The sequence below is a fragment of the Kitasatospora sp. HUAS MG31 genome (genome assembly GCF_040571325.1).
Classification (GTDB): Bacteria; Actinomycetota; Actinomycetes; order Streptomycetales; family Streptomycetaceae; genus Kitasatospora; species Kitasatospora camelliae.
In genome coordinates, this window is sequence record NZ_CP159872.1 from 7,251,431 (window position 1) to 7,276,717 (window position 25,287).

Below are 25,287 nucleotides of genomic sequence, written 5' to 3' on the forward strand. Positions count from 1 at the left end.
TCCGGGAGAGGTGGCGGGGATGGGTGAGGCGATCGGCGCGATGCTCGCCTCGGCGGTGGGCATCGCGATCAGCCCGCTGCCGCTGATCGCGGTGATCCTCCTGCTGGCCACGCCGCGCGGCCGGACCAACGGGCCGGCGTTCGCGGCGGGTTGGACCGGCGGCCTGGCCGCCGTGGTCGCGCTCGTGGCGGCGGCGGGCAGCGGCCTGGGCACCGGCGGAGACGAGGCGACCTGGAACGCCTGGCTGCGGCTCGCCCTCGGGGTGCTGTTGCTGCTGCTGGCACTCCGCCAGTGGCGCCGCAGGCCGCGCGCCGGGCACGTCATCGCGCCGCCGTCCTGGATGCAGGAGGTCGACCGGTTCACCGCACCGAGGGCTGCCGGGCTCGGCCTCAGCCTGGTCCTCGCCAACCCCAAGAACCTGGTGCTGGCCGTCGGCGGCGCCGCCGCCGTCTCCGCCACCCCGGGCAGCGGCGCCACCCGGGCGGTCGCGGGCGTCCTGCTGGTGCTGATCGGCTCGCTCTGCGTCCTGGTGCCGCTCGGGACGTCCCTGGTCGGCGGCAAGCGGGCGGCCCGGCTGCTGGGGGAGTGGAAGGCGTGGACGGCCGTGCACAACGCCGCCGTGACCACCACCGTGCTCGCGGTGCTCGGGGCGACGTACGTCGGGGACGCGCTCACCGTGCTGGGGTGAGAGCCGCGCGTCGGCACCGGCCGGTGACGCTGACGGATCGTCACCCCGGCGGTGAGGAGGTGATCCACCGGCCGTAGCCGGTGCCGACCCGCCGGGGCCGGGGTGGTGGCCAAGGCGTGGGCGGGCGGGGATGCTGGCCGGGTGAGGGGCGTCGCCGCGGGCGGCGTACGGCGAGCTGTGGAGGAGCGGCCGTCATGAGCGATTCCGACCGTCCGGCCTGGTTCACCGGCCCCGACGAGGCGCTCGCCGTGCTGCGCCGGGCCGCCGAGCGCCGGGGCGTCACCCTCGACCCGGCGGTGCCACCCGGCGCGGAGGAGGCGGGGGAGCTGACCGAGGCGCTCTCCGACATCCTGCTGAGCGAGGGCGGCCTGGACGGCGAGCTGGAGATGACCCCGTTCGGCACGATGATCGAGGACCTGCTCGACCTGCTCGGCGGGGACGCGGAGTCCGGCTGACGCCGGCCGGCGCGCCCCGGCTGAGGCCGACCCCCGGGGCGCGCGGTGAGCGGTACGTCCTACGGCCGGTAGGTCACGTCGGCCGGCGTGTAGCGGCAGGAGGTGCCGTCCGGGCCGCTGCCCGACTCCGCGGGCTCGCCACTGGTGACACCCGTGAAGCGCTGGCAGACGGTGATCCGGTGGGACGGGTCGCCGGTGACGGTGAGGCGGGAGATGCGGGCGGTGTCACCGAGGTTGGCGTTGATCCCGACGATCTTCTTGCCCGGGGCGGTAGCGATCACGTTGTCGATCACCACGTGCCGCGGGTACTGAGTCCGGCAGTTGCCGCACGAGCGGTAGAGCTTGCCGAAGTCCTCGACCCGGAAGTTCCTGATGACGAAGGTGCCGGGACCGTTGTGCTGGAACACCTTGTCCGCCGCGCCGCGCGCCCCGCCGCCGTCCACGGTCATCACCTGCGCGGCCGAGGTGCCCTTGAAGGTGGCGGCGTCCTCACCGACGTTCTCCCACCAGACGTTGCGCAGGGTGCAGGTGCCGGCGCAGTGCACCCCGTCGGCCGCCGGGTTCCCCAGGATGACGTTCTGCAGCACGGCGCCGTCGGCGAGTTCGAACATGGCCGGCTGGTCCTCGGACTGGTCACCGCTGCCCAGCGCCCCCTTGCCGACGTACCGGTGGCCGCCGCCGTCGAAGACCCCGGACACCTTCTGCGGGGAACCCAGCGGGATGTCCGGACCCTTGGGCGTCGGCCACTCCGGTACGACACCGGTCGGGGTGGCCGAACCGGCCGCGGTGGGCTTCACCGGCGCGGTCGGGTTCGGGTCGGCGCCGACCGGCCCGAGGGACCAGCGCTTGGCCGGCGCCGAGTCGCAGGAGTTCTGCTGCACCGGCGTCCCCGGCGCGGCCGAACCGTCCCGCACCGCCAGGCACTTGCCGCTGCCGGCGTTCACCACCCGGTAGCCGCCGTCCACCGCCTTGAGCGTCCAGGTCTGCGCGGCGGCCGTCCCGTCGCAGGCGTCCTGCTCGACGGCGGTGCCCGCGCTGCTCCTCGCCTCCCGGACGGTCGCGCACTTGCCGCTGTGCCCGGCCGTCAGCCGGAACCCGGTACCGGAGGCGGTCAGCCGCCAGGTCCGGGCGGGCGCCCCGGGGTCACAGGCGGCCTGGGCCAGTTGCACGCCGTCCGCGCTGCTCGCCTTGGGTACCTCCAGGCAGTTCCCGCCGGCCGCGCTGACCAGGGTGTAGGTGCCGGGTGCGGGGGTGGCCGGGGCGGCGGCGTCCGCCGCGGCCCACAGACCGCCGGCCAGGGCGGCGACCAGCAGGGCGGACGCGCTGCCGAGGGCCGCGATCCGGCCGCGGTGGGGACGGATGGCTCGCTTGCTCACGTCTCGGGGTTCCTCACGGGTGGGGAGCAGGGAGGACGCACTGCCCCGGGAGGCGGTCCGCCGGACGCGGCGCCCGGTCCGGGCCGCACGTCCACCCCTGGTTGCCGCCGCCGCGGGAAAGGTTGCCGCGTAGAGCCGACGGGTTTTCAGCGGCGGCAGCCGACAGGAGGTCCGGCCCGCGCGTCCGGCCCGCGGTTCGGCCCCGGCGGCGGCGCGGCCGGGGCCCGGGGGAGCGCAGGACGGCCCTGTTAGCCTGATGGTCATGATCACGACGGGGGCCGGGCACGGGGTGACCAGCGGGCCGGATGCCGGTCCGCAGCGTGCCCTGATCATCGCCAGTTTCGTCAGCAGGGTGGGCAACGGGCTCTTCAACACCGCCGCCATCCTCTACTTCACGCTGGTGGTGCACCTGCCCGCCGCGCAGGTCGGCGCGGGTCTGACGATCGCCGGCCTGGCCGGTCTGGCGGCCGGCATCCCGGCGGGGAACCTGGCCGACCGGTACGGGCCGCGCACGATCTGGCTGGTGACACTGGCCCTCCAGGCCGTCACCATGGCGGCCTTCGTCCTCATCGACGGGTGGCTCGTGTTCACGCTCGTGGCCACCCTGGACCGGCTGGCCGCCACGGCGAGCGGCGCCGCGGGCGGTGCGCTGGTCGCCCGGGTCGGCGGTGGACGTCCCGCCGCCTTCCGGGCCAGACTCCGCACCTTCGTCAATCTCGGCGTCGTCGTGGGCACCCTGGGCGCGGCCGTCGCCATCCAGATCGACAGCCGCCCCGCCTACACCGCGCTGATCCTCGCCAACGCCGCCAGCTTCGCCTGCGCCGGACTGATCGTGCTCCTGGGCGTCCCGAACCACCCGCCGCTGCCCCGACCGGATGAGCACCGGTCGTGGTCCGTCCTGGCCGACCGGCCGTACGTGGCCTTCGTCGCGCTCTACAGCGCCATGGGTCTGCAGTACCAGACCGTCTCCCTCCTCCTGCCGATCTGGCTCACCGCCCACACCGACGCCCCGCGCTGGACCGTGGCGGCGGTCTACGCGATCAACAGCGGCGTCTGCGTGCTGCTCCAGAGCAGACTCGGCTCCACGGTGGAGACCCCACGCCAGGGCGGCCGGGCCTTCCGGCTCGCCGGGCTCCTGTTCCTCGTCAGCTGTCCGCTGATGGCCCTGACCGCCGACGTCCCCGCCCGGGTCGCACCCGTGCTCGCCGTCCTCGCCGTGTGCGTCCACAGCGTCGGGGAGGTGTGGGAGTCGTCGGCCGGCGTCGCGCTCGGCTACGGTCTCGCACCCGACCACGCCCAGGGGCAGTACCAGGGCCTCTTCGGTCTGGGCTTCGACGCGGGCCAGGCCCTCGCCCCGGTGTTCCTGACCGGCGCGGTCCTCGCGCTCGGACACTCGGGGTGGCTGCTCCTCGGCGCCCTGTTCGCCGCCCTGGGCGCGGCGGGCCCGCCGGTGGCCGCCTGGGCCGAGCGGACCCGCCCCGCGAAAGCGGGTACCGGGGCGACCGCACCCGGTCAGCAGGCCGGATCCGCGCTGCACGAGGCCGACCGCTGAGATCGGACCGGGGCGAAACCGGGCCGACAGCACCCGGTCGCGTTCAGTAGGGTGAGGGCACTCACGATCATGGAGGTGCGGGGGATGAAGCTGGCCGAGGCGCTGGCGTTGCGGGCCGACGCGGCACGCCGGGTCGAGCAGCTGCGCTCCCGGATCGTCGCCAACGCCCGTTACCAGGAGGGCGAGGAGCCGGCCGAGGACGCGGGACGGCTGCTGGCCGAGTCCGCCGAGGTGCTGGACGAACTGGAGTCGCTGATCCGCCGGATCAACCGGACCAACGCCATCACCGTCGTCGACGATGGTGGCACGCTGACCGACGCCCTGGCCCGCCGGGACGTCCTGCGGCTGCGGCACTCGGTGGTCTCCGCCGCGGCCGACGCGGCGGCCGGCCGGAGCGGCGGCGCCGCGCGGCAGCTCCGCTCCGAGCTGATGATGCTCGCCGCCCTCCCGGTCGCGGAACTGCGCGCCCGGGCGGACGTGCTGGCGCGGGAGATCCGCGAGGTGGACATGCGGATCCAGCGGGCGAACTGGGAGGTCGACCTGCTGGACTGACAGACTCCGGCGGTGTGGAGGCAGCAGGTAGGCGTTCCGGAGGCGTGCACGAACCGGGCCGGCGGTCCATCCGGCCACCTGGTGCGCGGAGAGCAGCGCCATGGGGTTCGAGTCCCCGGTTCACACAGCAGCTCCTCACCTCGCACAGGTCACGGTGCACAGCGAACAGCACACAACCACGTGCAGATCCGGGACGCCGAGGGCGGGAACGGGGCGCCTCCACACCGCCGGTACACACGGCACCCGGCCCGCGCCCGTCGGCAGGGTCAGCCGTCGGCGAGGGTGACGCGGCGGCGGAAGGTCTCCGGGGCGCCGAGGTGCCCGATGATCCAGGCGGCGACCGTCGCCCGGGTGCCGGTGCCCGCGCGGGGAGCGGCAGGCCCAGGGAGACGGCCCGGCGGACTGAGGCCGGCGGGGGCCCTCTCAGCTAAGCTCAGGCCCGGCCCTGTGCCTGGCGCCTGTCCACGTACTCGGCGATGGTCGAGAACAGCCGCGCCGGGTCCTCGAACGGCAGGCCGTGGCCGCCGGGCACCTGGAGGTAGTCGGCCCGGGGAATGGCGGCGGCCAGTTCACGCTGGTGGTGGGGCGGGACGATCTGGTCGTCGGCGCTCGCCATTACGAGTGTCGGCGCGGTGACCCGGCCCACCACGTCACGCAGGTCGATCCGGGAGTCGAGTTCCATCTGCGCGAGGATGCGCTCGTCGAGCATCGCCGTGAAACCCGCGGCCAGTTCGGCGAACTGCGCGTCGTCGAGGGCGCCGAGAAGACCGGGCCCCATCGCGGTGAGGATCAACTGGCGGGCCAGGAGGGCCGGGTCGGTGCGCAGCAGGCACGCCCACAGGTCGAACATGAACGCCTCGCGGGGGGTCGTCCTGACCCATCCGGCGTGCAGGGCGAGCGAGGTCACGGCATCGGGGTGGCGGGCGGCCACGGCTGTCGCGACGACGGAACCCAGCGAGTGACCGACGAGGTGGAACCGTTCCAGTCCGGCGGCCCGGGCGGTGGCGACGACCCGGTCGGCGAGTGAGTCCAGGTCGATCGGAGCGGGGTCGACGGGGGTGGCGCCGGCGCCGGGCAGGTTCGGGGCGACGACGGTGTAGCGGTCGCGCATCAGGTCGATGAGAGCGGCCCAGTTCGAGGTCGCGTCTGCGCCGGTGCCGTGGATCAGGACCAGGCCCGGGCCGGACCCGGCGACGACGTGATCGAGCGGTTTGCTGCTGGCCAAGGGGTGCCTCCATGAGTGAGTGGCTGAGCGATGGCAACATAGCAGAGTTCTGTCATGTAGCAGAGCTCTGTCATGAAGCAGGGTGCGATCCGGTGGCGTACGATCACCCTCATGGAGATGCCGGTCACGGAACGCCTCGGGCTGCACATCAAGCGGGTGGAACAGGAGCTGATGGCGGCCAAGCACACGGCGCTCCGACCGCTCGGACTCACGGTTCCGCAGTACGCCGCGCTGTACACGCTCGACGACCGGCCGGGGCTCTCCGCCGCCGCGCTCGCCCGGGCCTGCCTGGTCACCCCGCAGACCATCGCCACCGTGCTCGCCAACCTGGAGGCAAAGGGCCTGATCACCCGCCAGCCGCATCCCTGGCATCGCAAGGTGGCCGAGGTCCGCCTCACCGACGACGGACGCCGACTGCTCGCGCAGGCCGACGCGAAGGCCTCCGCCATCGAACGACGGATCGCCGACGGCTTCAGCGCCCAGGAACGTGCTCTGCTGATCGACCTGCTGGCCCGCGCATCACGTCAGCTGGCGCTCACACCGGAGCAGGACTGACACCGCCCGGGACGAGCCTGTCCATGAACCGTCCCGGTCGAGGGGCCCCGCCTTCAGCTGGTGGCCGGTGGGCGGTGCGCCGCGGCCCAGGCCGCGTAGCCGCCGAGGAGGTCGGCGACCTCGCCGTGGCCGTGGTGGCGCAGCAGGCTCGCGGCCGAAGTCGCCGATGAAGAGGGTGTCGCCGGTGAGCACGCCGTACGGGACGGTGTCCGTGGCGCGGTCTAAGTCGCGGTTCATGTGGGCCTGGCCGTAGTACCCGGACCGAGTCGCCCGGTCGGCCAGCGGCCGGCCGGCGGCGGACGGCAGGGTGAGTGCCCGTTGAAATCTCAGGATCCGGCTGACCGATTGCGGCGGCAATCCGATCTGCTCACGGAAGAGGACCTGCAGCCGCCTGCCGCGGCCCGTGAGCTCGGCCAGTTCTCCGGCGGACAATCGCCCGCCGCAGGCGCGCAGCCGATTCCAGGCCTCGGCAACGAGGGGCGACGGAGAAAACTATGGTTTGTTGAGGAGACCGGAACTGCTGCGGCCTCACTAATTCCTTCGACACGGTGCTGACCGACTGGCAAGCTGCGCTCATGACCTACGGAATCGAGTCCCACTTCACCCGGTGAGCGCCCAGGAAGAGCGCAACGCGCTCACTCCCCCGACCGCTCTGTATGACCACGCCCTGCATCTGCTGCGCGAGTTCCCCGATGGCGTCCCGCCCCGGCGCGGTTACTCCCTGCCCCAGAAGACCGCAACAGGCGAGAATCCGCTCTCTCGGGACCAGGCTAAGGGCTTGCAGATGGTTAACACGCTGATTCTGGTGCGGAGTTGGGCTGGCTTCCCTGTGTGACGACGCGGGCGTGGATGGTGGCCAGGGTGGCGGGCGGGGATGGTGCGGGCGGGATCTCGGTCCCGTGGTGGTCGAGTAGCTGCCTGATCTTGTGGAAGGTGCGGTGCACTGCACTCCGGCTGCTGCCGAACAGCACGGCGAGGGGTTCCGCGGGCAGGCCGAGCCGCAGGTGGAGGACGGTAACCAGGACCTGTTCGGGAAAGGGCAGCCGTGGCGGGCGGCCCGTCCCGGCGCCGGGTTGCGTCTCGTGCAGAGCGGCCAGGCTGGCGGTGAGGACGTTCAGGTCGTGCTGGGACATGCCGGTCAGGGTGGGATCGGACAGCGTGGCCTGGTCCCAGGCGAGGCCAGCAACATGCTCTTCTTCGGCAGGGGATGTGCCCGCCAGCGCGGGGTGGAGGACGTAGTTCCAGTCGCCGTGGAAGGCATGCCGGGTCAGCGGTAGGGCGGCCATGTCCGCGTCGCCGATCTTGACGCCGGTCGGGTAGCTGCCGGTGTCGAGTTCGGCGTGGACACGCAGTCCGCTGCGGTTGGTGGTGGCGGCGATGGTCTGCACGATGACCTCGTGGCTGGTCAGTGGGCGGCCTCGCCAGTTCATGGTGATGTGGGAGAACAGCCTGTGTTCGATCTTGTTCCACTTCGAGGTGCCCGGCGGCAGGTGGCACACGGTGATGGTCAGCCCGGTCTCGACGGCCAGTGCGGCGAGCTCGATCTTCCAGGCCCGGGTACGGTGGCCGTTGGAGCCCCCGGCGTCCGCGGTGATCAGCAGGTGGGTGGCCTGCGGGTAGGCGGCCCGGCCCTGGCCGTGCCACCAGCGACGGATCGAGGCCACCGCAAAGGCGGCGGTGTCGTGATCACAGCAGACGTTCACCCAGCCGGCGTTCGCCGCGAGGTCGTAGATCCCGTACGGGATGGCCCTGCCCAACTCGGGATCGGCGAAGTCGTGGACGCTGACCCGCACCGGCTCGCCGGTGGGTTGCCACTCGCGGCCGCTGTTCTTGAACTCGCCGACCGGTTCCTTCTTCTTGGTGTCCACACTGATCACGGGCTGGAGGCAGTTCGGCAAGCTGTCCACCCACGCTGCGGTGGGAAGGTGCAGGTTCGGTCCGCAAGGGTCGGCCCTGAGGCCTGCCGCTGGAGGACTGGGCCTGCTGGTCGCCGGATACTGGCGGGCAACCTCCGCTGCGGCAGTTGGCGCCGCTGTACGGAGTGCCGAAGTCGTCTGCCGACCGCATCGTCGACCGCAACACCCCGGCGACGGCGCCGCAGTAGCGAACCGGTGGTGGCGACCAGCGCGGCGGCGGCCAGGTTCGCGGGCAGCTCGGTGATCAGTGCCACAAGGACGTGTTGCTGCCGTCGCAGTGAGAGCAATCGCCGGATCCGGATGCCGCGGTCATGATCAGCCCGAAGAGGAAGAGAGCCAGGACGATCCAAGCTACATGGGCGAAGTCATTGCCAGATGGGATTTTTCTTGGAGCGCTGCTCTGCGGGACCTCATCGTGGCTCTCGGGCTCGCCACTGGGTCCGTCATGTCCCTCTGCCGCCATCGTTTCATCCCCCCGTCGCGGTGTGTTCTCTCATGGCACGACGTCAGATCTCGTCCGTCAAGCCCTGCGGCGGATTGCTATCGAGAAGAGCCGCACCGGCTCGACTGATCGTCGCGGACGAGGCGGGAGCGGACGCTGCGCTCTGGCCGGCTCAAGGGCGACGGCGTCCACCACGCCATGCTCGGCATCGCCCGCCTCCACAACCTTCTCCAGGCCGCATAGCCCGACCCACCGGCGATCAGCCCACCTTGTCCCGGCCATCTCAACGGTCAATTATGGGACAGCCCTTAACCAGCCACGCCCCCCTTCCATCGACACGCCCTGAACTGCGTATTTCACGTGGACTTCCGTGGCCGGTCACTGGCCAAGGAAGTCCGGTGGCCCTGGCGCGTCTTGAACGCCGGTCGTGGACACAGGCATTCTTCCAGCTCTCGTCCCGGTCGCCTGTCTCCGCGTCAGGTCCGTTCGCATGTAGGGATACCGACAGTCCGGGATTGGTTACACCCCAATCCCGGACTGCGGTCGGCCCACTGCACCAAGAGTCTCCCGGATCACCGAATTCGCCACACACCGCGGCTCGCCCGCCTCGAACCGGACCCGTGGCGCCCGCAGCACCCGCTCCACCACCACGATCGCCCGCTCCCGCTGCGCCTCCGCCGCCCGGCGGGCTGCCTCCGCCAGGTCGGCCCGCACAGGGCAGACCCAGCCAGAGCTCGGTGAGAGGGCCGCCGCCGCCCCTTCCACAAGCGGGCGGGGCAGCGGCGGCCGGCGGGTGAGACCTACTCGTGGAACTCGAAGCGCCAGGCCTGGTCGAGGTCTTCCGGCTCCAGCGGACGCAGCGCCGTCATCGGGGGGAAGATCCGGAGCAGGCTGAGGTCCGCCACCAGCTCGACTCCGTCGACCGGGCCGCCGGGGACGACGACATGGAACATGAACGGCTCGGCGGACTGCCGGAGCTGCCACTCGGTGGCCTGTGAGGAGCCGCGGAGCATCTTGTTGATCTCGGGAACGCCGTCGAAGCTGAGGTACGTTCCGTGCCGCAGGTTCTTGATGGTGACGTTGCCGTTGGAGAGGCCCTCGACGTGCCACTCCTGCTCACCGGGCTGGCCGGTCGGCGGCAGGACGGCCGCAGGGGCCTTCTCGTCCTGGAGCGTCAGGTACTGCTCGCCGGGCTTGGCGATTCCGTAGGGGCCGTTGGGGATCGGTGCCATGGCAGTTGTCTCCTCGGGAGGGGAAGCCGTCGGTGCGGTGCTCCAACCGGAGCGCACACACACGATCCTTGCCGTGAGACCGCGCTACACGCGATGGACTCGCCCGGCGGTCGTTCGATCGGGTGACGTGGACCTGGGGCGGGCGGGAGAGAATTCGGCCAAGACATCGCCACCTACGCCATACACCGGGCCTGGCGGGCGGCGGCCCACGGGTTGTCCTCGCGGACCTTGATCGCGCGGAAGTAGCGCTGCATCGCCTTCGAGCCCTTGGCCCAGTCGCCGAGTTCGGCGATCTGCTCGTCCGACGCCCCGGCCTCCTTGAGTTCGGTCGCGCCGCCGGCGCGCAGCCCGTGGGCGGGGACCTTGCCGGCGGTGGCCGCGTCGCGCAGCGCGTTGTAGCCGTGCTCGACGCGCTCGTTCGCGGTGAGGTGGGCGATGCGGGTGAAGGCGGCCTTCGCGGTCTTCTTGACGACGGTGTTGACGGTCTCACCGGAGAAGAAGGAGAGCTCGGCCCGTTCCTCGGCGGTGAGTTCGATCTCCTGCTTGGGTGTGCCGTCCGGGTGGCGGGGCGCGGTTCGACCTACCGGACACGCTGGCGAACGCCGAGTTGTTCGGCCGCCCCGCCACCTGCCGGCAAGAGCGCGTACCCGCAGGCTCGGGTGGCGGCCCTGGTCGAGTGCGGAACTCACGCCGTGTTCGCGGCCGACATCGCCCCGCTCGCGGTGTCCGAGACCGCGCTGGCCCAGCGGCTGTTCCCGGCCTTGAGTGCGGGGATGCTGCTGCTGGCCGACAGGGCTTTCGCGGGTTCGGCCTGTGGCGGGCCGCCGCCGAAACCGGCGCCGACCTGCCCTGACGGGCCAGGAGCGACGCCGTCCTGCCGGTCCTGACGGCGCTGGCCGACGGCTCCTACCTGTCGGAGATCGTCGCCGCCCGGGACAGGAACCGCCGCGCCGACCCCATCCGGGTCCGCGTCATCGAGTACACCCTCGGCCGAGCCGGCAACGCCACCGTCTACCGGCTGGTCACCACCATCCTCGACCCCGCCCAGGCACCGGCGAGCGAGCTCGCCGCGCTCGACGCCCAGCGGTGAGAGATCGAGACCACCCTGGACGAGATCAAGACCCATCAGGGCGGGCCCGGGCTCGTCCTGCGCTCCCAGCACCCCCGCGGAGTGGAACAGGAGATCCTCGCGTTCCTCCTGGTCCACCACGCCCTGCGCGACCTGATGCACCAGGCCGCAGGGCAAGCCGGGCGCGACTCCGACCGAATCTCCTTCGTCCGCACCCTGCGCGTCGCCCGCCGCCACGTCACCGCCCAGGCGGCGCTTTCCCCCCTCCCGGCTCGCCCGGGCCATGGACCAGAGTCTGCGCGAGATCGCTGAACGACTCCTGCCCGCACGGCGATCGCGCGCCAACCCCCGCGTCATCAAACGCAAGATGTCCAACTGGGCCCTGAAGCGCGCCCACCACCACAACCCGCCCCGACCAGACGTTCCCACCGTGACACTGGTCGGGCCGACCAAGACCAGCCCGACCCGACGAGAATCAACCTATAAGCTTGAGTTTTAGCCTTCCGTGATCGTCTGCCGCCCGACCTGTTCACCCACATGGGGATTCGCCGGAAATGGCGACGACCTCTGGTTCACGCTGTGTGATGTCGAGTCTCACAACGGGCCGGAGGTCGCCGGGGTCCAGTGTGGTCCATGCGGCTGCGCAGAGGTCGGGTTTGGCCGAACTGTCCTCCTTTCGGATGGAGTTGTTCGGTGCGTTGCCGCGCCGCGCGGATGCGTTGTTCGAGCTGGTGGACGCGGTGCTGTGTGCGGACGGGCCGGTGGTGTCGCTGCCGGAGCTGAAACAGACCCGCCACCAGCACTCCTCCGACCGCGTCACCGTCGAACACGCCCTGGCCGACCACAAGCGCTGGAAGCAACTCCTCCGCTGGACACACCGACGGGACAACCTGCCCGACACCTACCGCGCCATCGCCGGCCTCGTCTCTGACCGCACCACCGGCATGTGAACCACAGCCCTCAACCAGACCCCTGCTGCCTCACCCGCTATCACGCACCAACTCGTAAGGACGAGGCGGTTGTTGTCGACGGCGGCGAGTGAGTAGCGGACGAACAGGACGCCCTGGCTGAGGTGGACATCGGTCCAGTGGAGGGCGAGGGCTTCGCCCTTGCGCATGCCGGTGCCGATGAGGAGCTCGATGAGGTCCGCGAACGGCGGATCGACGACGTGGCAGTAGCGGAGGAATCGGATGGCTTCCTGTGGGGTCCAGATGTGGCGCTCGGCGGCGGCTGGGCGGGGGATGACCGTGGGCCGGGCTGGGTTGGTGGCCAGGCGGTGGCGGCGGATGGCGTCGCCGAGCGCGCTGGCGAGGATGCGGTGGACGGTGACGCGACCACGGCCGTGGGCGAGCTCGGTGTGAACGAGGCCAGCGATGTGTGGGTAACCGAGGTCGTCGAGCCGGATGTCTCCGATGGCGGGGATGAGGTCGTTGGCGACGTAGGCGTTGTAGTGTGCGAGAGTGGTGGGCTTGAGGACCAGGGCCTTGGCGCGGAGCCAGGCCGTGAGGTAGTTGGCGACGGTCTGGTTCGGGTCGGCGGTGAATCCTCCGTTGTGGCCCTCGAGCAGGCGGCGAAGAGCTGCTCGGGCCGCGTCCTCGGTGGCGAAGCCGCCGCGGCGTACGGTGTGGCGGCCAGGAGCCGGGGCGGGCAGATCGACCGCGAAGGTCCAGGTGCCGTGACTCGGGTCGGACGCGAGGACGGGACAGTGCGCGCCGATCTGGTGATGCCGAGGGTCTCGGCAGCCGCAGCGGCGGTAGACCCGGCCCTGATTGACGTGTGGCGCGCATCGTGATCGCTTCCAATAGACGTGCGGGTGGTTCGGCACATCCATTGTCGGTCGCGCTGAGTAGTAACTGGCGACCACCAAGCGACCACAAAGCCGTTGAAATGCGCGCTGAGCTGCGGCTATCCCTTGTCGGGGTGACAAGGGCGTTCCCGTGCCCGGCGGGTCGGTCGGCAGCGATTCGGTGCTCGGGCCGTGGTGAGTCCGGGGTGCGACCAGGGCCGCGCGTACGGAAGACGGTGGCGAGGGCTGTGAAGAGGCTGGGGTAGCCCTATGCCACATGCTGATCAGGTTCGGCTATGGGCCCGAAGGCGCGGCGACGCGAGGGTGTGGTGTTTCGCGGCGCGCTCGGCGCAGACTTGTTCCAGGCAGACCAGGGCTCCGTGGGCGGCGTGCGAGCTTGGCCCGGCCGTCCCGGACAGTGCCAGACCCCCCTACCACCCTTCGTTTCGTCTGCGAGAATCTGTCGCGGGTACCGGTGCCGTGCGGGTGCCGGGACTGGAGGAGGCCGTCGTGGGTGGGGACGAGGTGGCGCGCTCGCGGATTCCGCAGCTGCGGCTCGACGAGCTGCTGGAGGAGTTGCAGGCGCGGATCGACGCGGCCCGCGGGACGCGGGACCGGGTGCACAGCCTGCTGGAGGCGGTGCTGTCGGTCGGGCGGGAGCTGGATCTGACGCAGGTGCTGCGGCGGATCGTGGAGGCCGCGGCCGTCCTAGTGGACGCCCGCTACGCGGCGCTGGGGGTGATCGGTCCGGACGGGGAGTCGCTGTCGGAATTCCTGACGGTGGGCCTGTCGCAGGAGGAGATCGCCGCGATCGGGCCCTACCCGACGGGCAAGGGGTTGCTGGGCGAGCTGATCAGCCACCCGGAGGCGCTGCGGCTGGAGGAACTGTCACACCACCGGGCCTCGTTCGGCTTCCCTGCCAACCACCCGCCGATGCGGACCTTCCTCGGGGTGCCCGTGCGGGTGCGCGAGGAGGTGTTCGGGAACCTCTACCTGACCGACAAGCGCGGTGGGGAGGAGTTCGACGCCGACGACGAGTCGGTGATCTCGACGTTGGCGGTGGCCGCCGGGGTGGCGATCGACAACGCGCGGCTGTACGAGGAGGCGCAGCGCCAGCAGAGCTGGCTGAGCGCGAGCGCGGAGATCACCCGCAGCCTGCTGTCGGGCAGTTCGCGTTCCCAGGTGGTCGAGCTGATCGCGCAGCGCGCGCGGGAGATCACCGGCGCCGAACTGGGGGACATCGTCGTGCCGGAGGCCGACGGCCGGACGTTGCGGCTGGAGCTCGCGCTCGGTGGCGACACGCGGAAACGCGCCGGCCTGGTGGTGCCGCGGGAGGGCACGCTCTCGGGTGCGGCCTGCACGCAGGGACGGCCAGTCACCACTGCGGACCTGGCCACGGACCCGGCCTTGACGGGCGATCCGCGGCGGGCGGAGTGGTTGGGCCCGGCGGTGGCGGTGCCGCTGGGACGCAGTGCGGGGCATATCGACGCGGTCCTGCTGCTGGCCCGCCGGCCGGGAGAGGCGCTGTTCACCGAGCGGGAGATCGGACCGCTGCTCGGGTTCGCCGACCAGGCCGCGCTGGGACTGGAGCTGGCCGACCGGCGCCGTGATGCCGAGCAGCTGGCGATGCTGGAAGATCGGGACCGGATCGCCCGGGATCTGCACGACCTGGCCATCCAGCGGCTGTTCGCCACCGGGATGACGTTGCAGAGCGCCGCTCGGTTCATCGAGCATCCCGGAGCGTCGGACCGGGTCCTGCGCGCGGTGGGGGACCTGGACGAGACCATCAAGATCATCCGGTCGACGATCTTCGGGTTGCGGGCCCGGGACGAGGCGGCCAGTAGCGGCCTGCGAGCCCGGGCGGTCAAGGTGGTCGAGGAGGCGCAGGCGGCACTGGGGTTCGCGCCGCGGCTGAGCATGGAGGGATTGCTGGACACCGACGTCCCCGGCGTCGTGGCCAACCACGTGGTGGCGGTCCTGGGCGAGGCGCTGAGCAACGCGGCGCGGCATGCCCAGGCCGGGCGGGTCGAGGTGGTGCTGCAGGCGACCGGGACGCAGGTCCTGCTGACGGTGCAGGACGACGGTGTGGGCATTCCTGTGCAGGGCAGGCGCAGCGGCTTGCGTAACCTCGCCGAGCGGGCCGAGGTCCTGGGCGGGGTGCTGGAGCTGGCGAGCCCGCCGGACGGCGGTACCCGGCTGCTGTGGTCGGCGCCACTGGGTGACTGAGCGGCACCGCCCATCGGCGCCGGCGGCACTGGGGGTGGGGGCTTCGCGGTCATGTCCGGAGGTTTGGTGACGCCGGCAGGAGGCGTCCGGTCAGCAGCTCCGGGCGGATTCGGATCGATACCTGGCCGGGGTGCCGGGGCAGGGCGGGATCGTGCGGAGTCGGGTCCTCGGTGACGTCTGCCCGGCCGAGGACGGTGACGCTCCAGCCGCTGCCGTCTGGTCGACCTCCCCCGCCTCGAAGGCCACCAGGGCGCCGGAGACTGCGCGGACCAGCTCGGATCCCCCGGTGGCGCGCAGCAGCACGCTGCCGTCGTCGCCGAGTTGGTAGCGGGTGGGCAGGACGGCGGGCAGAGCGCCGACGGTGTAGACGACGCGCCCGACCGGTGCCCCGGCCAGCAGGCGCAGTCAGTGCCGCTCATCGAGCGGCGCGGTGTCAGGTGTCATGGCATTGATGGTCGTCCGGTGCCGGCGGGTGCGGGAGAGGCCGTTGGTCCCCCGGCCGGTGGCCGGGTGGCCCGACTGCCAGGGGCAGGTGTCAGTGAAACCGCCGGCCGGATGCCTGGTCGTGGGCGGCCAGGGCCTGGGTGGCGATGACGGCAGCCTGGACCCGGCGCTCCACGCCGAGCTTGGCCAGCAGCCGGGAGATGTGGTTCTTGACGGTCTTCTCGGCGAGATATAGGCGCTGGCCGATCTGTCGGTTGGTCAGGCCCTCACCGATCAGGGCGAGGATCTCCCGCTCGCGGTCGGTGAGCTGCGGAAGGTCGGAGGCGGGCGGGGCCGTGTCGCCGCGCAGGCGGGCCATCAGGCGGGTGGTGGCGCCGGGGTCGAGCATGGACTGCCCGGAGGCGACCGTGCGCACCGCGGAGACGAGGTCGGTGCCGCTGATCTGCTTCAGCACGTACCCGGAGGCTCCGGCCATGATCGCGTCCAGCAGTGCCTCCTCGTCGTCGAAGGAGGTGAGGATCAGGCAAGCCAGCCCGGGCATGCGCGAGCGCAGCTCGCGGCAGACGGTCACGCCGTCGCCGTCCGGCAGCCGCATGTCGAGGATCGCCACGTCGGGGCGCAGCGCGGGGACCCGGGCGAGTGCCTGCTCGACCGTTCCGGCCTCGCCGACCACGGTCAGATCGGGTTCGGCCTCCAGCAGGTCGTGCACGCCGCGGCGGACCACCTCGTGGTCGTCGAGCAGGAACACCTTCACCGGGCCGCTCGCCCGGTCCGCCGTGCTGTCTGCCATCGCTTCTCCGTACCTGCTGGACCCGCCGCCTGAACGGGAGGAGTGGGATCGTCGGGCAGTCTGCCGCTCGCTCCGGCACGCCCGATAGGGCCGGACGGCCCTATTCTCCCGCTCACGGTCGGAGTGGAGCCGGCCAACGGGGCCGCGGCGAGGGCCTGGCCGTCCGCCTCCGGCAGCTCGGCGCGGAGTCGGGGAGTGGGACAGCCCGCCGGTCCGTAGCCGATGCGCAGCAGCATCTGCGGGGCGCAGCGGCCGTGTTCCGGGTCAGCCAACTGCGCACGCAGGTCCGGCCATTCCAGGGCCTGGTAGAGCATTGAGGCACGCAGACCGTGCAGGGTGAGCAGGAGCAGGACGTGCTGGAGCGCCTGGCCGGCGCGCAGCCAGTCGGCCCGACGATCGTGCCGGGTAGTGAGCATGAGCAGCTGGGGGTCGGCCTCGAACGCCGCGCGTTCCCGGGGCAGTCCGTCGGTGGGGCCGACGAAGGTGCGCAGCGGCACGACGCCGGTGGAGTCCTGGGGTCCGAGTGCGTAGGCGGGGATGCCGACGTGGGTACCGGGGGCGGTGAGGGCGGCCAGGTTCTCGGCATGCCGGCCGGGGTGGCGGAGGTTCCGGCGTTCGGCTCGTGCGGTGAGGTCGAGCAGGGCACGGCGCTCGGATGGGCCCGGCCGGTGCAGGTCCGCGCCGTCGAGCCGGGCGGCTTCGGCGAGTTCGGCGAGGACAGCGGCGGGTACCGGCTCGGCAGAGAACGGCAGGCGGCTGCTTCGTCGGCGCCAGATGGCCTGGTAGAGGTCGAGGCGGCGCAGAAGAGCCGCACGGGGTGACCCGGCGAGCCGCACGGTGGCCAGCAGGTCGGGCTGCTCGGGCCGGGGTAACAGGCGGACGACGGGTTCCCAGCCGAGGTGGACAGCGGCGGCCTGGAGGTTGCCGAGTGCGGCGCGGACCGAGATGTGCACGGCTCGGGTATCCGGGTCGGTGAGCGTCGGGGCGCGCTGCGGTAAGGCGTGCACGAAAACGGTGCGTGTGGCGCAGTCGAGACGGAACCGCCACGGCTGGCAGTTGTGGAGGGAGGGCGCGGCGCTTGCCGCGGCGATGAGTACCAGGCCGAGCTCGTTGTCGAGGGTCACGGGCGTCATGATGGAGCCGTCCTTCCTGCGGGGCGTGGGCCGAGGCGGAGTACGCCGGGCTCAGCCGCGCCGAGGGCCGTCGGTGCCGGGCCGACGGGAGGCCCGTCCGGTCCACACGGGTTCCAGCTCCGCCCAGGCGCGCTGCCAGGCAGTGTCGGCACGGTGGTCCAGCGATCGCAGGCGCAGGCCCAGGCCGCCGGCGATGAGGACGAACAGGAGGCCCACGGTGAGCAGGCCGACGATGACAGCGTCGGAGACGAGGTCGGCGGTGCTGGCCGGGGCGGTGGTCAGACGGCCGGTGTCAGCGACCCAGACGCCGACGGTTGAGCCCGCCCGTGCCTGTCGGGGGACGCTCACCGTGCCGGTCTGCTGTTGCCCGGCGGGGTAGGTCCAAGTGGCCGTGGCCTGGTAGCGGGGGGTCGCAGTGTCGGTTCTGTCGGTCGTGGTGCTGGTTGAGGTGAGCAGAACGGCGTCCAGGTGGTGCAGGCGGGAGGCTGCCGTAGCGACGCGCTGCTCGGCTGAGTCGAAGTCGGTCCACGCGGCGGTAGCACCGAGCGCGAGGGCCAGAGCGGTGGCGACGGAGGCGAGGAGCCCGGCTCGGCTGCGGGCCCGGTCCTCCGGCCGGGCCAGCTCGTTCCGTTCGGCGCCGAGCGCCCGGTGCAGGCTGCGGTGCCACGGGCGGATGAGACGGGTGTGGGGAGTGCGGGTCATGATCGGACTGCCCTTCGGGTGGTGGGTGAGCGGCTGGGAACGGACGGGGCTGGTTCAGGTGTGCGGGATCACCGCGACCGGGGCGGCGGCGTGGTGGAGCACGGCGTGGGTGACGGGACCGAGCCGCATGCCCAGGGAGTGGTGGCGGTCGTGGCGGCCGACGACGACCAGTTCGGCGCCTTCACCGGCGTTGACGACGGCGCGGGCCGCGCTGCCGTGCCGGACCTCGATGACGAGCGGGACGTCCGGGTGAGCGGCCCGCCCCGCGGCGAGCGATTCGGTGAGCAGGCGTTTCACGGCGGCCTCCCGCGAGGCGATCACCGAGCGTGGCGGTACCCAGCTGGTGGCAGCCCACAGCGGCACCGGATCCCAGCCGTGGACAGCCCGCAGGCGCGCGCCGCGCCGGGCGGCCTCAGCGAACGCGAAGTCGAATACCGCGCCGGCGGATTGACGGGTGTCGACCCCGACGACGACCTCGCCCCGGGGCACCGTGCCGTTGTGGGGCGAGGCGGGCCGCCCGGCTCGGACCAGGACCGCCGGGGTGTTGACGCGAGCCGCCACCGCCAGTGCGACCGAGCCGGTCAGCAGGCCGGCGAAGCCGCCGAGGCCGCGCGATCCGAGCACAAGGAGTTCCTGGCCTTCAGCCGCCTTGACCAGCGCGTCGACCGGATCGTCTCCGATCACGGCGGTCTCGATGACGAGCCCGGGGTAGTCGAGGCGGATGCGCTCGGCGCACTCGGATAGCGCCCGCAGCGCGGCCGGGCGCAGGTCGCCCGGCCGGAAGTCGCCGGTGTCCTCGGCGTCCTGGGGGCTGAGCCAGGGCCAGGCGTGCAGCAGCCGAAGTGGAGCGCCACGGCGTTGGGCTTCCCCGGCGGCCCAGGAGGCCGCGCTCTCGCTGCTCGGGGATCCGTCGATCCCGGTCAGGACGTGGCGGGTCATCAGTGCTCTCCTCAAGGGTCGTCGGCTGGTCTGCGGTCGAGACGTCTGCTCGGTCCTTTGCTGAGAGAACTCTTTCGGCGGCGATCCGGCGGGGCCCAGGGACCGAGGGGGCCGAGGAGTGGGCCAGTGGTCCCTGGCCGCACCGGGTTCCCGGATATGTGGGGCGGCGGGACCAGTGGGGCGTGGGGAGGGACCGGTGGCGCCGTGATCAGGGCCCGATGGTCCCTGGGGTGACCGTCGGTCACGACCGCAGGATCGTCACCGTGAGCGACGGACGCACCGGTCCGTCTCCCCGGAGCACATCGCAGAGGAGCACCAGATGTCCGCACACGGTCGCGGAAGACCGCAGCAGGGCAAGGCGGTTGAGGGAACCAGAGGAGCAGACAGCGGCTTCGGGCTGCCCGCTGCGACTGCGCTGGTGGCCGGCAGCATCATCGGTACCGGGGTGTTCGCGCTGCCGTCCGCGCTCGCGCCCTTCGGGCCGATCGCGCTGGTGGCGTTCGTGCTGGTGACGATCGGCGCGCTGGCGTTGGCGATGGCTTTTGGGCGGTTGTCGGAGCGGGTGCCGGGCAGTGGTGGACCGTACGTCTATGCCCGGGAGGCGTTCGGCGAGTTCGCCGGGTTCCTGACCGCCTGGTCGTACTGGATCACCGCCTGGGCCGGGAACGCGGCCATCGCGGTCGCCTGGGTCGGCTACGTCGAGGTGTTCGTCAACAAGGGTCACCACGCCTGGGGTTCGGTCGGGATCGCGCTGGCGGGGCTGTGGCTCCCGGCGATCGTCAACCTGACCGGGGTGCGCAACATCGGCGCCTTCCAGGTCGTGACCACGGTGCTGAAGTTCCTTCCGCTGGCGTTCATGGCCACCGTCGGCCTGCTCTTCATCAAGGCGGGGAACTTCGGCGCCTTCAACGCGAGCGGGGGTTCCGCGCTCGGCGCGGTCTCGGCCGCCGGGGCGATCGCGCTGTTCAGCTACATCGGACTGGAGACCGCCTCGGTGGCGGCCGGCCGGGTCCGGGAGCCGAAGCGGAACGTGCCGCGGGCCACCGTGTACGGCACGCTGGCCTGCGCCGCCATCTACCTGCTCGGCACCCTGGCGGTCTTCGGCACCGTCCCTCACAGCCGACTCGGCTCCTCCACAGCGCCGTTCACCGACGCCATGAACAACATCGCGGGCGGCCACTGGGCCGGCAACCTGGTCGCCGCCGCGGCGATCGTCTCCGGCCTCGGCGCACTGAACGGCTGGACCCTGATCTGCGCGGAGATGCCGATGGCGGCCGCCCGCGACGGGCTCTTCCCGACCGCCTTCACCGGCACCCGGGGCCGGAGCGAAGTGCCCGCCTTCGGCATCGTCTCGGCCACCGTCCTGGCCTCGGTGCTGACCGTGGTCAGCTACACCAGCTTCACCAAGGTCTTCACCGAGATCGTGCTGCTGAGCGTGCTCACCGCCGTCATCCCGTACCTGGTATCGGCGGCGGCGCAGCTGTACTGGCTGGTGGTGCGCGGCCGTCAGGAGCTGGAGCGGCGGCGCTTTGCCCGCGACGTCACCGTCGCGCTGCTCGCCCTGGTCTTCTCGTACTGGTCGATCCAGGGCAGCGGCTACCAGACCGTCTACTACGGCCTGTTCACCATCCTGCTCGGCATCCCCGTCTACATCTGGCTGAAGCGCCCCAACATCGCGGCCCAGACCGCAGCCACGGCCGGACCCGCCGAGGCTGAACCCGCAGCCCCCACCGCGGCGCCCCTGCCGCAGGCGGCCCGCACCGCCCACCCGGTGGGCCTGCCGACCATCCTGCGCCGCGCACTGACCACGCGTCACCAGCACTGACTCCCGAGGAGAACCCCCATGTCCACCCTGCGTGTCGAATCCGAGGCCGGCCGCCTGCGCCAGGTGATCCTGCACCGCCCGGGCCTGGAACTGTCCCGGCTCACCCCGCGCAACGTCGACGAACTGCTCTTCGACGACATCCTGTGGGCCAAGCGGGCCCGCGAGGAGCACGACGTCTTCGCCCAGGTGCTGCGTGACCACGGCGTGCGCGTCCACCACTACGCCGACCTGCTCGCCGAGACGCTCGACCTCGCCCCGGCCCGGGCCTGGCTGCTCGGCCAGGTCGTCAACCCGGCCACCGTCGGCCCCGCCCTGGTGGAGCCGGTCCACGAGCTGTGCCTGCAACTCGACGGCCAGACCCTGGCCGAGTACCTGATCGGCGGCGTCCTCAAGACCGACCTGCCGCTGCACAACCCGCACAGCCTGGCCTGGCACACGCTCGGCGAGCAGGACTTCGCGCTGCCGCCCCTGCCCAACCACCTGTTCCCCCGCGACAACTCCTGCTGGATCGGCGGACGCTACAGCCTCAACCCGATGGCCAGGCCCGCCCGCCGCCGGGAGACCCTGCACACGGCCGCGATCTACCGCTTCCACCCGCTGTTCGCGCAAGCCCCGCCCCCGCTCCTCGACGGCACCACAGCGGCTCCCGGCCTGAGCCTGGAGGGCGGCGACGTCCACGTGCTCGCACCGGGCGTGGTGATGGTCGGGATGGGGGAGCGCACCACCGCTCAGGCCGTCGAAGCCCTCGCCCAGCAGCTGTTCCTGACCAACACCGCGCACCGGCTGGTCGCGGTGCGGCTTCCCGAGAGTCGCGCGTTCATGCACCTCGACACCGTCATGACGATGATCGACCGCGACACCTTCGCCGTCTATCCGGGCCTGGCCGACGGGCTGTGCTCCTGGACCCTCACCCCCGCCCCTGAGCGCCCCGCCGGCTTCGACGTCACCCCCGACACCGACCTCGCCGCCTCACTCGCCGAGGCGCTCGCCCTGGACAAGGTCCGCCTCCTGTCCGCCGAGCAGGACGTGCGGGCCGCCGAACGCGAGCAGTGGGACGACGGCAGTAACTTCCTCGCCCTGGAACCGGGCGTGGTCGTCGGCTACGAGCGCAACACCACCACCAACACCTACCTGCGCAAGCAGGGCATCGAGATCGTCACCATCGCCGGCTCCGAGCTTGGCCGAGGCCGCGGCGGCCCGCGCTGCATGAGCTGCCCCATCCAGCGCGACCCCGCCAACTAGCCACCCCCAGGAGGAATCCCGCCATGACCGCCAACCTGCACGGCCGCCACTACCTGCGCGAACTCGACTTCACCACTGCCGAGATCCACCACCTGCTCGACCTCGCCGCCGACCTCAAGGCCGCCCGTGCGGCCGGCACCGAGCGCCAGCACCTCACCGGCCGGCGCCTCGCGCTGATCTTCGAGAAGAACTCCACCCGCACCCGCTGCGCCTTCGAAGTCGCCGCCGACGACCAGGGCGCCACCACCACCTACCTCGGCCCCGACAGCTCCCACATCGGCCACAAGGAGTCGGTCGCCGACACCGCCCGGGTGCTCGGGCGGATGTACGACGGCATCGAGTACCGCGGCTTCGCCCAGGACACCGTGACCGAACTCGCCGCGCACGCCGGTGTGCCGGTCTACAACGGCCTGACCGACGAGTGCCACCCCACGCAGAGCCTGTGCGACGTGTTCACCATGCGCGAGCACAGCAGCAAGCCGCTGGAGCAGATCTCCTTCTGCTACCTGGGCGACGCCCGCAACAACACCGCCAACTCCCTCGTAGTGATGGGCAGTCTGCTCGGCATGGACGTGCGGATCGCCGCCCCGCGCGAGCTGTGGCCCGACCCGCTGCTGGTCTCCGAGTGCCTGCTGCTCGGGCAGGAGAGCGGCGCCCGGTTCACTCTCACCGACCAGGTCGAGGACGCCGTGCGCGGCGCCGACTACCTCTACACCGACGTGTGGGTCTCGATGGGCGAGGACCACGACCGGTGGAAGGAGCGCATCGACCTGCTGCTCCCGTACCAGATTAACGCCAAGACCATGGCCGCCACCGGCAACCCGGACACCGCCCTCCTGCACTGCCTGCCGGCTCTGCACGACCGGCGTACCGACCTGGGCGCCGAACTCGCCACCGAACACGGTCTGGAGGGCCTGGAGGTCACCGACGAGGTCTTCGAGTCGCCCGCCTCCCTGGTCTTCACCCAGGCCGAGAACCGCATGCACACCATCAAGGCGATCCTCGTCGCCACTCTCGGGAGGGACTGACCGTGCGCATCGTCGCAGCCCTCGGCGGAAACGCCCTGCTCCAGCGGGGCGAACACCCCGACGCCGCCGTCCAGCAGCATCACGTCCACGACGCCGCCCGCTCGCTGGCCGAACTCGTCCTTGCCGGACACGAGGTGGTGATCACCCACGGCAACGGGCCGCAGATCGGCCTGCTCGCCGTCGAGAGCGAGAGTGACCCGGCCCTGACCGTCCCCTACCCGCTGGACGTCCTCGGTGCGCAGACCCAGGGCATGATCGGCACCCTGCTCGCCCGCGACCTCGCCGGCCGCCTGCCCGGCCGCGTCGTCACCGCCCTGGTCACCCACACCGAGGTCGACCCCCACGACCCCGCCTTCCACCACCCCGACAAGTTCATCGGGGGCCGACTCACCGACCATCAGGCCCGCATGGCCGAGCTGGACCGGGGCTGGACCTGTGCCCGTGACGGCGACCACTTGCGCCGCACTGTCCCCTCGCCCCTGCCGAAGGCGGTCACCGAGGTGCCCGCCATCCGCGCCCTGCTGGCGACCGGAGCCGTCGTGATCGCCGCCGGTGGCGGTGGCATCCCGGTCGTCCACAACCCGGACACCGGCCAGGTGCGGGGTGTGGAGGCCGTGGTCGACAAGGACCGCACCGCGGCCCTGCTCGCCGAACAGCTCGACGCCGACGCCCTGTTGATCCTCACCGACGTCACCCACGTGTTCACCCGCTTCGGTGCGGCCCACCCCGGCCCGCTCATCACTGTCACACCTGGCCGGCTGCACGAGCTGGACCTGCCCGCGGGATCGATGCGCCCCAAGGCCGAGGCCGCCGCGGCGTTCGCCGAACGCACCGGTCACCTCGCCGTCATCGGCCCGTTGGACGACGCCCTCGGCGCGCTCCTCGGTACCACCGGCACCACCGTCCGCGTGCTGACCGGACCGGGTGATCGGGGACCTTCGGCCCACGGCCCGGCCGCACAGCACGCGGCAGTCTGAACCCGCCAGAGAGGGAACTGTGATGAACCGTCTGCAGACCGGTCCCGCCATCGATGTCCTGGTGGAGACCCGCGGCGAGGTCACCCTGGCTGCGCCCGACTACGCCCGGACGAAGATGCTCGCCGTGCTCGGTCGGCTGGACGAGCCGGTCCTCGCCGCCCGGGTGAAGCTCACCCAGGAAGCAAACCACGCGATGGCCAAGCCGTCGCTCGCCCAAGCCGTCGTTGTCCTGAACGGCAGGCCGGTGCGAGCCCACGTGGCCGCCGCCACCATGCAGGAGGCCGTCGACCTGCTCCAGGACCGCCTGAACACCCGGATCGCCCGCGTCCGCGACCACCGGGAACACCACCGCCACCACGCGAGCGCACCCGTCAGCCCGCCGGACGGCGCCCGGCACGAGCACCGCCCGCAGCGCCACGCCCGCAGCCGGCAGGAGCGGCGGATCGTGCGGCACAAGTCCTACAGCCTGGCGCGGCAGACGCCCTGGCAGGCGGTGTTCGAACTGGAGGCCATGGACTACGACTTCCACCTGTTCACCGATGCCGCGAGCGGCTGCGACAGCGTGGTCCTCCGCGACCCGGCCGACGACCGGTACCGGCTCGCCACCACCGACCCGCAGGCCGAACCGGTGCCCGGGCTGCCGGTGAGCACGCTCGCCGTGCCGCGGCTGGCCGTGGCCGACGCGGTCGCGCGCCTGGACCTGAGCGGCCTGCCGTTCGTGTTCTTCACCGACGCCGCCACCGGCCGCGGCAACGTGCTGTACCACCGCTACGACGGCCACTACGGCCTCATCACTCCCGTGCTGTAGGGGCGGCGCGGGTCAGGCCCGGCGGCCGTGGGGGTCCGGCCGGGCACGAAGTGCGGAGCCGGGGACGGTGTGGGGCCGTCCCCGGCTCTCGCGTACCCGCTGCACGACCTGGTCGGCGCGGTGGTCCGGGCCTCGTCGGTCGGCGCGCTGCTTTCGCCGTGTGTCGGCGGCGCTGCTCCGGTCTCCGCCAGGAGCAGCGCCGCTGCGGCCTCGACCGGGTCAGGCCCGTGTTCGTCGGGGGGCTGGCGTGGATCGCGAGGGGGCGGATCACCGTCGGGTGCCGGGTCCGGCGAACGCCGTCAGAAGACCGGTGCAGACCGGGACA

Annotated in this window: 21 protein-coding genes and 5 pseudogenes; 14 read left to right on the forward strand and 12 right to left on the reverse strand. The window is 72.0% G+C overall.

The window, feature by feature from the left end; genetic code table 11:
• Positions 1 to 19: 19 nt before the first annotated feature.
• Together ABWK59_RS32635 and ABWK59_RS32640 are read left to right on the forward strand one after the other, a co-directional pair.
• Positions 20 to 688, forward strand: coding sequence for a GAP family protein (locus ABWK59_RS32635; protein ID WP_354644276.1), 669 nt, complete (start codon positions 20 to 22; stop codon positions 686 to 688).
• Between the two features lie 194 nt (positions 689 to 882).
• Positions 883 to 1,143, forward strand: coding sequence for a hypothetical protein (locus ABWK59_RS32640; RefSeq protein WP_354644277.1), 261 nt, complete (start codon positions 883 to 885; stop codon positions 1,141 to 1,143).
• 59 nt (positions 1,144 to 1,202) lie between these two features.
• On the opposite strand, the gene ABWK59_RS32645 is transcribed toward ABWK59_RS32640, so the two are convergent.
• On the reverse strand, positions 1,203 to 2,519 hold the full coding sequence (locus ABWK59_RS32645; protein WP_354644278.1) for a pectate lyase: 1,317 nt from the start codon (positions 2,517 to 2,519) through the stop codon (positions 1,203 to 1,205).
• A 262-nt stretch (positions 2,520 to 2,781) separates the two neighbouring features.
• Here ABWK59_RS32645 and ABWK59_RS32650 point away from each other — a divergent pair, with 262 nt between their 5' ends.
• Together ABWK59_RS32650 and ABWK59_RS32655 are read left to right on the forward strand one after the other, a co-directional pair.
• A complete protein-coding gene (locus tag ABWK59_RS32650) occupies positions 2,782 to 4,071 on the forward strand; it encodes an MFS transporter (protein ID WP_354644279.1) in 1,290 nt (429 codons plus the stop codon).
• Positions 4,072 to 4,155: 84 nt separating this feature from the next.
• Entirely contained in the window at positions 4,156 to 4,623 is a 468-nt protein-coding gene (locus ABWK59_RS32655) for a DIP1984 family protein (protein WP_354644280.1), read from the forward strand.
• A gap of 433 nt (positions 4,624 to 5,056) precedes the next feature.
• Here the strand turns inward: ABWK59_RS32655 and ABWK59_RS32660 are convergent, their stop codons facing one another.
• Positions 5,057 to 5,848: an alpha/beta fold hydrolase gene (locus ABWK59_RS32660; RefSeq protein WP_354644281.1), complete on the reverse strand. Its 792-nt coding sequence runs from the start codon at positions 5,846 to 5,848 to the stop codon at positions 5,057 to 5,059.
• Positions 5,849 to 5,959: 111 nt separating this feature from the next.
• On the opposite strand from ABWK59_RS32660, the gene ABWK59_RS32665 reads away from it, so the two are divergent.
• Entirely contained in the window at positions 5,960 to 6,403 is a 444-nt protein-coding gene (locus tag ABWK59_RS32665) for a MarR family winged helix-turn-helix transcriptional regulator (RefSeq protein WP_354644282.1), read from the forward strand.
• A 788-nt stretch (positions 6,404 to 7,191) separates the two neighbouring features.
• Here ABWK59_RS32665 and ABWK59_RS32670 read toward each other — a convergent pair.
• Positions 7,192 to 8,286, reverse strand: a pseudogene (locus ABWK59_RS32670) (ISAzo13 family transposase); the annotation flags it as partial.
• Here ABWK59_RS32670 and ABWK59_RS32675 point away from each other — a divergent pair.
• Both ABWK59_RS32675 and ABWK59_RS32680 read left to right on the forward strand, forming a co-directional pair.
• Positions 8,228 to 8,480 (forward strand): annotated as a pseudogene (locus ABWK59_RS32675) (hypothetical protein); the annotation flags it as partial. The pseudogenes ABWK59_RS32670 and ABWK59_RS32675 overlap by 59 nt on opposite strands.
• Positions 8,481 to 8,917: 437 nt before the next feature.
• Positions 8,918 to 9,004 (forward strand): annotated as a pseudogene (locus ABWK59_RS32680) (IS5/IS1182 family transposase); the annotation flags it as partial.
• Between the two features lie 557 nt (positions 9,005 to 9,561).
• Here the strand turns inward: ABWK59_RS32680 and ABWK59_RS32685 are convergent.
• The 3 genes from ABWK59_RS32685 to ABWK59_RS32695 form a co-directional block, all read right to left on the reverse strand.
• On the reverse strand, positions 9,562 to 9,993 hold the full coding sequence (locus ABWK59_RS32685) for a hypothetical protein (RefSeq protein WP_354644283.1): 432 nt from the start codon (positions 9,991 to 9,993) through the stop codon (positions 9,562 to 9,564).
• 173 nt (positions 9,994 to 10,166) lie between these two features.
• Positions 10,167 to 10,682, reverse strand: a complete 516-nt coding sequence (locus tag ABWK59_RS32690) for a hypothetical protein (RefSeq protein ID WP_354644284.1) — start codon at positions 10,680 to 10,682, stop codon at positions 10,167 to 10,169.
• Positions 10,679 to 11,347, reverse strand: a complete 669-nt coding sequence (locus ABWK59_RS32695) for a hypothetical protein (RefSeq protein WP_354644285.1) — start codon at positions 11,345 to 11,347, stop codon at positions 10,679 to 10,681. Before ABWK59_RS32695 ends, ABWK59_RS32690 begins: the two co-directional genes overlap by 4 nt.
• Positions 11,348 to 11,853: 506 nt before the next feature.
• Between ABWK59_RS32695 and ABWK59_RS32700 the strand changes: the two are divergent.
• A pseudogene (locus ABWK59_RS32700) lies at positions 11,854 to 12,012 on the forward strand (IS5/IS1182 family transposase); the annotation flags it as partial.
• Here ABWK59_RS32700 and ABWK59_RS32705 read toward each other — a convergent pair.
• Positions 11,964 to 12,926 carry a tyrosine-type recombinase/integrase gene (locus tag ABWK59_RS32705; RefSeq protein WP_354644286.1) on the reverse strand — a complete coding sequence of 321 codons (963 nt, stop codon included), beginning with the start codon at positions 12,924 to 12,926 and terminating at the stop codon, positions 11,964 to 11,966. The pseudogene ABWK59_RS32700 and the gene ABWK59_RS32705 sit on opposite strands and share 49 nt — an antisense overlap.
• 432 nt (positions 12,927 to 13,358) lie before the next feature.
• Here ABWK59_RS32705 and ABWK59_RS32710 point away from each other — a divergent pair, with 432 nt between their 5' ends.
• Entirely contained in the window at positions 13,359 to 15,074 is a 1,716-nt protein-coding gene (locus ABWK59_RS32710; protein WP_354644287.1) for a GAF domain-containing protein, read from the forward strand.
• Between the two features lie 49 nt (positions 15,075 to 15,123).
• Here the strand turns inward: ABWK59_RS32710 and ABWK59_RS32715 are convergent.
• The 5 genes and pseudogenes from ABWK59_RS32715 to ABWK59_RS32735 form a co-directional block, all read right to left on the reverse strand.
• Positions 15,124 to 15,479: pseudogene (locus ABWK59_RS32715) on the reverse strand (pyridoxamine 5'-phosphate oxidase family protein).
• 130 nt (positions 15,480 to 15,609) lie between these two features.
• Positions 15,610 to 16,308: a response regulator transcription factor gene (locus tag ABWK59_RS32720; RefSeq protein ID WP_354644288.1), complete on the reverse strand. Its 699-nt coding sequence runs from the start codon at positions 16,306 to 16,308 to the stop codon at positions 15,610 to 15,612.
• On the reverse strand, positions 16,269 to 17,441 hold the full coding sequence (locus ABWK59_RS32725) for an Acg family FMN-binding oxidoreductase (RefSeq protein ID WP_354644289.1): 1,173 nt from the start codon (positions 17,439 to 17,441) through the stop codon (positions 16,269 to 16,271). The genes ABWK59_RS32720 and ABWK59_RS32725 overlap by 40 nt, the downstream gene beginning before the upstream one ends.
• A 51-nt stretch (positions 17,442 to 17,492) precedes the next feature.
• Positions 17,493 to 18,143 (reverse strand): hypothetical protein, encoded by a 651-nt coding sequence (locus tag ABWK59_RS32730; RefSeq protein ID WP_354644290.1) that lies wholly within the window; start codon positions 18,141 to 18,143, stop codon positions 17,493 to 17,495.
• A 54-nt stretch (positions 18,144 to 18,197) separates the two neighbouring features.
• Positions 18,198 to 19,082, reverse strand: a complete 885-nt coding sequence (locus ABWK59_RS32735; RefSeq protein WP_354644291.1) for a universal stress protein — start codon at positions 19,080 to 19,082, stop codon at positions 18,198 to 18,200.
• A 418-nt stretch (positions 19,083 to 19,500) separates the two neighbouring features.
• On the opposite strand from ABWK59_RS32735, the gene ABWK59_RS32740 reads away from it, so the two are divergent.
• From ABWK59_RS32740 to ABWK59_RS32760, 5 genes are read left to right on the forward strand one after another with little or no spacing between them, the layout of a single operon-like run.
• On the forward strand, positions 19,501 to 20,907 hold the full coding sequence (locus ABWK59_RS32740) for an amino acid permease (protein WP_420492887.1): 1,407 nt from the start codon (positions 19,501 to 19,503) through the stop codon (positions 20,905 to 20,907).
• Between the two features lie 18 nt (positions 20,908 to 20,925).
• Positions 20,926 to 22,149, forward strand: coding sequence for an arginine deiminase (locus ABWK59_RS32745; protein ID WP_354644292.1), 1,224 nt, complete (start codon positions 20,926 to 20,928; stop codon positions 22,147 to 22,149).
• Between the two features lie 23 nt (positions 22,150 to 22,172).
• Positions 22,173 to 23,177, forward strand: coding sequence for an ornithine carbamoyltransferase (argF, locus tag ABWK59_RS32750; RefSeq protein WP_354644293.1), 1,005 nt, complete (start codon positions 22,173 to 22,175; stop codon positions 23,175 to 23,177).
• A 2-nt stretch (positions 23,178 to 23,179) separates the two neighbouring features.
• Positions 23,180 to 24,154, forward strand: a complete 975-nt coding sequence (locus ABWK59_RS32755) for a carbamate kinase (protein ID WP_354644294.1) — start codon at positions 23,180 to 23,182, stop codon at positions 24,152 to 24,154.
• Between the two features lie 22 nt (positions 24,155 to 24,176).
• Complete coding sequence (locus ABWK59_RS32760; RefSeq protein ID WP_354644295.1) at positions 24,177 to 24,962, forward strand: ribosome hibernation promotion factor; 786 nt, start codon at positions 24,177 to 24,179, stop codon at positions 24,960 to 24,962.
• Positions 24,963 to 25,287 lie beyond the last annotated feature (325 nt).

Bases quoted from the DNA above. Each gene is read 5' to 3' on its own strand.
- ABWK59_RS32760 (WP_354644295.1), top strand. From the start codon at position 24,177: ATGAACCGTCTGCAGACCGGTCCCGCCATCGATGTCCTGGTGGAGACC.
- argF (WP_354644293.1), top strand. From the start codon at position 22,173: ATGACCGCCAACCTGCACGGCCGCCACTACCTGCGCGAACTCGACTTC.
- ABWK59_RS32685 (WP_354644283.1), bottom strand. From the start codon at position 9,993: ATGGCACCGATCCCCAACGGCCCCTACGGAATCGCCAAGCCCGGCGAG.
- ABWK59_RS32735 (WP_354644291.1), bottom strand. From the start codon at position 19,082: ATGACCCGCCACGTCCTGACCGGGATCGACGGATCCCCGAGCAGCGAG.
- ABWK59_RS32720 (WP_354644288.1), bottom strand. From the start codon at position 16,308: ATGGCAGACAGCACGGCGGACCGGGCGAGCGGCCCGGTGAAGGTGTTC.
- ABWK59_RS32665 (WP_354644282.1), top strand. From the start codon at position 5,960: ATGGAGATGCCGGTCACGGAACGCCTCGGGCTGCACATCAAGCGGGTG.
- ABWK59_RS32725 (WP_354644289.1), bottom strand. From the start codon at position 17,441: ATGACGCCCGTGACCCTCGACAACGAGCTCGGCCTGGTACTCATCGCC.
- ABWK59_RS32695 (WP_354644285.1), bottom strand. From the start codon at position 11,347: ATGGCCCGGGCGAGCCGGGAGGGGGGAAAGCGCCGCCTGGGCGGTGAC.
- ABWK59_RS32745 (WP_354644292.1), top strand. From the start codon at position 20,926: ATGTCCACCCTGCGTGTCGAATCCGAGGCCGGCCGCCTGCGCCAGGTG.
- ABWK59_RS32650 (WP_354644279.1), top strand. From the start codon at position 2,782: ATGATCACGACGGGGGCCGGGCACGGGGTGACCAGCGGGCCGGATGCC.
- ABWK59_RS32730 (WP_354644290.1), bottom strand. From the start codon at position 18,143: ATGACCCGCACTCCCCACACCCGTCTCATCCGCCCGTGGCACCGCAGC.
- ABWK59_RS32635 (WP_354644276.1), top strand. From the start codon at position 20: ATGGGTGAGGCGATCGGCGCGATGCTCGCCTCGGCGGTGGGCATCGCG.
- ABWK59_RS32640 (WP_354644277.1), top strand. From the start codon at position 883: ATGAGCGATTCCGACCGTCCGGCCTGGTTCACCGGCCCCGACGAGGCG.
- ABWK59_RS32655 (WP_354644280.1), top strand. From the start codon at position 4,156: ATGAAGCTGGCCGAGGCGCTGGCGTTGCGGGCCGACGCGGCACGCCGG.